General features: G+C 61.5%; 8 protein-coding genes and 1 pseudogene. 2 read left to right on the top strand and 7 right to left on the bottom strand.

All coding sequences use genetic code 11. From position 1 onward, the window contains the following. From BZK31_RS21000 to dadA, 6 genes and pseudogenes are all read right to left on the bottom strand, one after another. Nucleotides 1-490, bottom strand: a pseudogene (locus tag BZK31_RS21000) (acetyl-CoA hydrolase); the annotation flags it as partial. A gap of 237 nt (nucleotides 491-727) precedes the next feature. Then, nucleotides 728-1,150 (bottom strand): c-type cytochrome, encoded by a 423-nt coding sequence (locus tag BZK31_RS20995; RefSeq protein ID WP_083185067.1) that lies wholly within the window; start codon nucleotides 1,148-1,150, stop codon nucleotides 728-730. Nucleotides 1,151-1,334: 184 nt separating this feature from the next. Continuing rightward, a complete protein-coding gene (locus BZK31_RS20990; RefSeq protein ID WP_083185065.1) occupies nucleotides 1,335-1,883 on the bottom strand; it encodes a cupin domain-containing protein in 549 nt (182 codons plus the stop codon). 125 nt (nucleotides 1,884-2,008) lie between these two features. Continuing rightward, nucleotides 2,009-3,082, bottom strand: a complete 1,074-nt coding sequence (alr, locus tag BZK31_RS20985) for an alanine racemase (RefSeq protein WP_083185063.1) — start codon at nucleotides 3,080-3,082, stop codon at nucleotides 2,009-2,011. Nucleotides 3,083-3,155: 73 nt separating this feature from the next. Continuing rightward, entirely contained in the window at nucleotides 3,156-3,509 is a 354-nt protein-coding gene (locus BZK31_RS20980) for a RidA family protein (protein WP_004887130.1), read from the bottom strand. After that, a complete protein-coding gene (dadA, locus tag BZK31_RS20975) occupies nucleotides 3,481-4,782 on the bottom strand; it encodes a D-amino acid dehydrogenase (protein WP_083185061.1) in 1,302 nt (433 codons plus the stop codon). Before dadA ends, BZK31_RS20980 begins: the two co-directional genes overlap by 29 nt. Before the next feature lie 157 nt (nucleotides 4,783-4,939). On the opposite strand from dadA, the gene BZK31_RS20970 reads away from it, so the two are divergent. After that, entirely contained in the window at nucleotides 4,940-5,428 is a 489-nt protein-coding gene (locus BZK31_RS20970) for an Lrp/AsnC ligand binding domain-containing protein (protein WP_083185059.1), read from the top strand. An 8-nt stretch (nucleotides 5,429-5,436) separates the two neighbouring features. Here BZK31_RS20970 and BZK31_RS20965 read toward each other — a convergent pair whose 3' ends face one another. Beyond that, complete coding sequence (locus tag BZK31_RS20965) at nucleotides 5,437-5,790, bottom strand: YkgJ family cysteine cluster protein (protein WP_083185057.1); 354 nt, start codon at nucleotides 5,788-5,790, stop codon at nucleotides 5,437-5,439. 106 nt (nucleotides 5,791-5,896) lie between these two features. On the opposite strand from BZK31_RS20965, the gene BZK31_RS20960 reads away from it, so the two are divergent. Beyond that, nucleotides 5,897-7,210, top strand: coding sequence for an NAD(P)/FAD-dependent oxidoreductase (locus tag BZK31_RS20960; protein WP_083185056.1), 1,314 nt, complete (start codon nucleotides 5,897-5,899; stop codon nucleotides 7,208-7,210). Nucleotide 7,211: the final 1 nt, after the last annotated feature.

Here is a 7,211-nt window from a genome sequence, read left to right as displayed (position 1 = left end):
TGCAGCTCAGGCTCAGCATGCCCGGCCGCTGATCGTCACGCGCCACCAGTTGCGCAACCAGATTCAGGCCGCTGGCGTTGATGTCCCGGGCGGCGTGGCTGTAGTTGCTGCTGACGTAATCCTGCTGGGCGGACTCGCTGTTGAGCAGGCTGCCCGGCTGCATGAAGAATTGCTGGACGCGGATATTGCCCGGCAGGCTGTCGCGACGCAGCGCGGCCAGAAAGTCCAGTTCCGGGTAATCGCCAAACGTACGTTTCAGAAACGGTTCCAGAAAGCGCGCCTGCAAGCCTTCACCTGGCGTCGGTCGACCCAGGCTCAATGCGGTGTAGATCGTCAGCCGCCGCTCGGGCAATTCACTGATCCGTTGATACAGCGCGTTGACGAATCGATTGGGCTTGCCCAACCCCAGCGGCATGCCGAGGTGAATATGCTCGGGTAACTGTGCCAGAACGTGGTCGACGGCTTGCTCAATGGAACAGGACTGCGGCATCCGAGCTCTCCTGAATTGTTATTGGACGCAGCTTGGACAGGTGGAGGCAGGAAAGTGCTGCATATCGCGTGGCCGTTGTGCTGATCGTTTTAGCTGGCGCCCTCATCCACACGTCTCGTTGAGTGCATGCAAACCTCGTGGAAGAGAGCTTGCGCGCGAAAGCGATAGAGGCTGTATCGCCGGTGCCAGCAAATCGTGGGCGAGCGTGCTTCTACAATATTTGTTGGTTGCGCTGGTTTACTTGAGGCCCGACATCTTCTGAATCGCCCCTTTCAGCTCTTCGTCAGAACAATCGCCGCAGGTGCCTTTCGGGGGCATGGCGTTGAGGCCGGTGATGGCTTTGGCCAGCAGCCCGTCGATCCCGCCTTCTTTCTGGGAGCGCTCGGTCCAGGCGGCGGTGTCACCGATTTTCGGCGCATTGGGCATGACGCCGCTGTGGCAGACGTTGCAGTGCCTGGCGATCACATCATCCGCTGAACGGGCACCGCCACCGCTCAACGAGCTGACCACCTGCACGCCGGGACACTCCTTGCCTTGAACACAGACCTGTCCAACCGGGTCGAGGCGTTTGGCGATTTCTTCGTTGCTCGCCGCCTGAGCGTTGACGACCCAGAATGCCAACGTCGCCGCGACGGCCAGAAACTTGTTTGTCAGGTTCACGCTTAACACCCTCAAGGTGACTGGTTCACGCCTGCGGGAACAGGCGGGCAGGCTGAAAAAGTATAGCGGTCGGTCGGACAGGCCGAAATGCGCCTGTAGTCGGAAAGACTGGCTGGCGACGAACACCAAACGCGGCGATTTCGCGGCAAACCGCCATTTCACATGGGCCGCAGACGGATTGGGTTCAGAAGTTGGCGGGTGTGGCTGCGCTGATCAGTCGCGCCGGGGCGTCGAACGGATTGCGGAAACGGTGCGGGCGAGTGCTTTCAAAATAGTAACTGTCGCCCGCTTCGAGCAGGTAAGTGTCCAGACCGACCACCAGTTCCAGACGGCCTTCGACGACGATGCCGGTCTCTTCGCCTTCGTGCACCAGCATTTCCTCACCTGTGTCGGCACCCGGCGGGTAGGTTTCGGTGAGAAAGGCAATCGCCCGGCCCTGATGCGACTTGCCGACCAGCTTCATGGTCACGGCACCGTCCGAGATATCAATCAGTTCGCTGGCCTTGTAAACCACCTGAGTCGGATTTTCGGTTTCGACTTCTTCGGAAAAGAACTCGACCATCGACATGGGAATACCGCTCAGCACCTTGCGCAGGGAGCTGATCGAGGGGCTGACGCTGTTCTTCTCGATCATGGAAATGGTGCTGTTGGTCACGCCTGCCCGCTTGGCGAGTTCACGCTGGGAGAGGCCTTTGAGCTTGCGGATTGATTGCAGTCGTTCACCCACGTCCAATGCGGTATTCCCCCAGATTTAGTCAGGTCAAGTCGAGATGAGTGCCATCATGGCAACAGCGTTCGATATTTACAACACTCGACAGGCCACCGGACGTCACTGGGGATTAACGGCCAGACGCGGGCTCAATCCTTGGGATAGAGACGTGGAACACGGCGCAGATTGCAGAATATCTGGTAGGGAATGGTCCCGGCCCGAGCGGCAACGTCACTGGCCAGCACGTTCCGGCCCCACAATTCGACGCGGCTGCCGAGGCCGGCCTGGGGCAGTCCGGTCAGGTCCACGCTGAGCATGTCCATCGACACTCGCCCGACCAGCCTGGACGGCTGGCCATCGATGAACACCGGCGTTCCGGTCGGTGCCTGACGTGGATAGCCGTCGGCGTAGCCCATCGCCACGACGCCGATGCGGGACGGCCGGTCGGTCACGAAGGTCGCGCCATAACCCACCGGCTGGCCAGCGGCCAGCTCGCGGACACTGATGATTTTCGATTCCAGGGTCATGACCGGCTGCAAACGATCAGCCAAAGGCTGCGGCTCGTCGAAAGGCGTGGCGCCATAGAGCATGATGCCGGGGCGCACCCAGTCGCTCTGAATGGTCGGCCAACCCAGTACGGCGGGAGAATTTTTCAGGCTGGTTTTTGCGGTCAGGCCCCCACGCGCCTCGTCGAACACAGCAACCTGCGCGTCGCAGGCCGCACAGTGCAGCTCATCGGCGCGTGCAAAGTGGCTCATCAGCACGATTCTGGCCACTTTGCCGGTCGCCAGCAGGCGTTGATAAGCACCGCGGTACTCGGTCGGGTGCAGACCGACGCGATGCATGCCGGTGTCGAGCTTGAGCCAGACGGTCAGCGGCCTGCCGAGGCGCGCCTGCTCGATCGCTTCGAGTTGCCACATCGAATGCACCACCGTCCACAGATCATGCCGGACGATCAGCTCCAGTTCGTCGGCTTCGAAGAAACCTTCCAGCAGCAGGATCGGCGCGGCAATACCGGCCGCACGCAGTTCCAGCGCTTCTTCGATGCAGGCCACCGCAAAGCCGTCCGCCAACCCGTCCAGCGCCTGGGCCACACGCACGGCACCATGGCCGTAGGCGTCGGCCTTGAGCACGGCAAGTGCCTTGGCACCTGAGCTCTCGCGGGCCAGTTGGTAGTTGTGACGCAGGGCTTGAAGATCGACAAGGGCGCGGGCTGGACGCATGGGGACGGTATTGCCTGAAAAGGGTGTTAAAAAAGCCCGACGCCGAGGGTGCGTCGCCGGGCCAAGGAAAACATTACGGCAGAGCAGCGACCACTGACAGTTCGACCAGAATTTCCGGTTCGCACAGCTTGGCCTCGACGGTCGCCCGAGCAGGCGCGACGCCTTTGGGCAGCCATTTGTCCCAGACGCTGTTCATGCCGGCGAAGTCGGCATCGATGTCTTTCAGGTAAATCGTCACCGACAGGATGCGGGTCTTGTCCGTGCCGGCCAGGTCGAGCAAACGCTCGATGCTGTCCAGGGTCTCCTGAGTCTGCTTCTCGACTCCGGCGGTCATGTCGTCTCCCACCTGGCCCGACAAATAGACGGTGCCGTTGTGGACGACGATCTGACTCATGCGCTCATTGGTGAGCTGGCGCTGGATTGACATGCTTTGCGTTCTCCTGGGTACTGCCATAACGAGAGATATCGAGGCCTTCGGCGCTGATCTGGGGTGTCTTGCGGGCCATCAGGTCGGCCAGCAAACGGCCGGAACCGCAGGCCATCGTCCAGCCCAACGTACCGTGGCCGGTGTTGAGGAACAGATTGCGCAATGGCGTGGCACCCACGATCGGCGTGCCGTCCGGCGTGGTAGGACGCAACCCGGTCCAGAAACTGGCCTGGGTCAGGTCGCCGCCCTGAGGATAGAGGTCACCGACGATCATCTCCAGTGTTTCGCGCCGACGCGGGTTGAGCGACAGGTCGAAGCCGGCGATTTCCGCCATGCCGCCGACGCGGATACGGTTGTCGAAACGGGTGATCGCCACCTTGTAGGTTTCATCGAGGATGGTCGACGCCGGAGCCATGCCCGGGTTGGTGATCGGCACGGTCAGCGAATAGCCCTTGAGCGGATAGACCGGCGCCTTGATGCCCAGCGGCTTGAGCAGCCTGGGCGAATAGCTGCCCAGCGCCAGTACGTAGCGGTCGGCGGTTTCCAGCTTACCGTCGATCCAGACACCGTTGATACGGTCACCCGCGAAATCCAGACGCTCGATGTTCTGCCCGTAGCGGAACTCGACGCCCAGCTTTTCGGCCATCTCGGCAAGGCGGGTGGTGAACAGCTGGCAATCGCCCGTCTGGTCGTTGGGCAGACGCAGCGCGCCGCTCAGAATGCCGGTGACACTGGCGAGCGCCGGTTCCACGCGAGCAATACCTTCGCGGTCGAGCAACTCGTAGGGCACGCCGGACTGCTCAAGCACCGAGATGTCCTTGGCGGCGTTATCCAATTGCGCCTGAGTGCGGAACAGTTGCGTCGTGCCCAGGCTACGGCCTTCGTAGGCGATACCGGTTTCCTGACGCAGTTCGTCGAGGCAGTCACGGCTGTACTCGGACAGTCGCACCATGCGCTCTTTGTTCACGGCATAGCGGCTGGCGGTGCAGTTGCGCAGCATCTGTGCCATCCACAGGTACTGATCGATATCGGCGGTGGCCTTGATCGCCAGCGGCGCGTGACGTTGCAGCAGCCACTTGAGCGCCTTGAGCGGCACGCCCGGCGCGGCCCACGGTGATGCATAGCCTGGCGAGACCTGTCCGGCGTTGGCGAAACTGGTTTCCATGGCAGCAGCAGGCTGACGGTCTACCACGGTGACCTGAAAGCCTGCCCGCGCCAAATAGTACGCACTGGTTGTACCGATCACACCACTACCAAGGACCAGAACGCGCATGTCGATGACCTCATCGCGGATATCCGCTGACGTTTTGAAGTTTTAAGCAAGGATGTGACCAGTATATGGGGCATTGGGCAGTGCTTTTAACCGTATAAATGCTTATATTCGGCGGTAATTCTCGGCAATAAACAGTTTCGTAGAGGGGACTTCACGCGTGCGCACCCAACACCAGTCAAAACGTGAGCTGGACAAAATCGACCGCAATATCCTGCGCATCCTTCAAGTGGACGGACGGATCTCGTTCACCGAACTGGGCGAGCGGGTCGGCCTGTCCACCACGCCCTGCACCGAGCGTGTTCGTCGGCTCGAGCGCGAGGGCATCATCATGGGCTACAACGCACGGCTGGATCCGCAGAGCCTCAAGGCCAGCCTGCTGGTGTTCGTCGAGATCAGTCTGGATTACAAGTCGGGCGACACGTTCGAAGAATTCCGCCGCGCCGTCTTGAAGCTGCCCCATGTGCTGGAGTGCCATCTGGTGTCCGGCGACTTCGACTATCTGGTGAAAGCGCGCATTTCGGAGATGGCATCGTATCGAAAGCTGCTCGGCGACATCCTGCTCAAACTGCCGCATGTGCGCGAGTCCAAGAGCTACATCGTGATGGAAGAGGTCAAGGAGAGCCTGAACCTGCCGATTGCCGACTGATCAGGTGTTCAGACCAAAACCTGCCGGGTTGAGGCGATGTACGCGTGCACCTGCTTTTCGACACGAGGATAGATCAGTTCCACCGGACGTCGGCCGTTGGGGCATGGCAGGGTTTCGGTGGTGCCGAACAGCCGACAGATCAGCGGACGCTCGTCGTACACCGTGCAGCCCTGAGGCCCCAGATGCACGCAATTCAGCTCGTTCAGGGCGGCATCCTGCTCGGCGGCAGTCTTGCGCGGCAGGCGGGCCATTTCCTCGGAGGAAGTCGTCACCGGCCCACAGCAGTCGTGGCAGCCCGGCACGCACTCGAACGAAGGAATCTGGCGGCGCAGCTCGCGAACTTTCTGAAGATTGCAGCTCATTGAAACGTTCACCCGGACACAATGCAGCGGATTTTGCCTGAGTTGGCAGGCTCACGACAGCAGCTTATCCTCCAGACACTTCAAACGCCGCCAACAGGACATGTCCATGAACGCCCGCGTCCAGCAACCCGCCTGGCAACATGCGCACACCGCCTCCTACTATGCCGCCAGCAGCCATCCTCAACCGGATTACCCGGCGCTGCAGGGCGAGGTGAAGGTCGATGTGTGCGTCGTGGGCGGCGGATTTTCCGGGCTCAACACCGCCATCGAACTGGCCGAGCGCGGCCTGAGCGTTGCGCTGCTGGAGGCACGCAAGGTCGGATGGGGTGCCAGCGGGCGCAATGGCGGTCAGTTGATCCGCGGCGTAGGCCATGGCGTCGAGCAGTTCGCCAATGTCATCGGCAGCGACGGCGTGCGCCAGCTCAAGTTGATGGGTATCGAAGCGGTGGAGATCGTGCGCCAGCGGGTCGCGCGACATGGCATTGATTGCGCGCTGAAATGGGGTTACTGCGACCTGGCCAACAAACCACGCGACCTGGCCCATCTGGCCGAAGACGCCGACGAGCTGCGCAGCCTCGGTTATCGCCATGAGCTGAAGCAGGTGCCCGCGGATCAGATGCGCAGCGTGGTGGGCTCGGATCGTTATGTCGGTGGCTTGATCGATATGGGCTCCGGGCATCTGCATCCGTTGAATCTGGCCTTGGGCGAGGCGGCTGTCGCGCAATCGCTGGGCGTGCAGCTGTTCGAACATTCCGAAGTGACGCGCATCGACTACGGCGCGCAGATCAAGGTGCATACCGCGCAAGGTTCAGTGCTGGCGAAAACCCTGGTCCTGGGCTGCAACGCCTATTTGAAAGACCTGAACCCCACCCTCAGTGGCAAGGTGCTGCCCGCCGGAAGCTATATCATCGCGACCGAACCCTTGAGCCCGGCGCAAGCCGCTGAACTGCTGCCGCAGGACATGGCGGTCTGTGACCAGCGCGTGACCGTGGATTACTACCGGCTCTCCGCCGACAAACGCCTGCTGTTCGGGGGTGCGTGCCACTACTCGGGGCGCGATCCGCAGGACATCGCTGCCTACATGAGGCCCAAAATGCTGGCTGTATTCCCGCAGCTGGCCGACGTGAAGATCGATTATCAGTGGGGAGGGATGATTGGCATCGGCGCCAATCGCCTGCCGCAGATCGGTCGGCTCAAGGACCAGCCGAACGTGTTCTATGCCCAGGCCTATTCCGGACACGGCGTGAATGCCACGCACCTGGCGGGTCGGCTGCTGGCCGAAGCCATCGCCGGGCAGCACAGCGATGGCTTCGAATTGTTTGCCCGCGTTCCACACATGACCTTCCCGGGCGGCAAGCATCTGCGTTCGCCGCTGCTGGCGCTGGGCATGCTCTGGCACCGCCTGAAAGAACTGCGCTGAA

The sequence above is a fragment of the Pseudomonas floridensis genome (assembly GCF_002087235.1).
Classification (GTDB): Bacteria; Pseudomonadota; Gammaproteobacteria; order Pseudomonadales; family Pseudomonadaceae; genus Aquipseudomonas; species Aquipseudomonas floridensis.
Note: the sequence above shows the minus strand (reverse complement) of the source record. Positions and strands in the feature narration are given on the sequence as shown.

Excerpts from the sequence above, each read along its gene's own strand:
- alr (WP_083185063.1), bottom strand. The coding sequence starts at position 3,082 with ATGCGTCCAGCCCGCGCCCTTGTCGATCTTCAAGCCCTGCGTCACAAC.
- BZK31_RS20980 (WP_004887130.1), bottom strand. The coding sequence starts at position 3,509 with ATGTCAATCCAGCGCCAGCTCACCAATGAGCGCATGAGTCAGATCGTC.
- dadA (WP_083185061.1), bottom strand. The coding sequence starts at position 4,782 with ATGCGCGTTCTGGTCCTTGGTAGTGGTGTGATCGGTACAACCAGTGCG.
- BZK31_RS20965 (WP_083185057.1), bottom strand. The coding sequence starts at position 5,790 with ATGAGCTGCAATCTTCAGAAAGTTCGCGAGCTGCGCCGCCAGATTCCT.
- BZK31_RS20960 (WP_083185056.1), top strand. The coding sequence starts at position 5,897 with ATGAACGCCCGCGTCCAGCAACCCGCCTGGCAACATGCGCACACCGCC.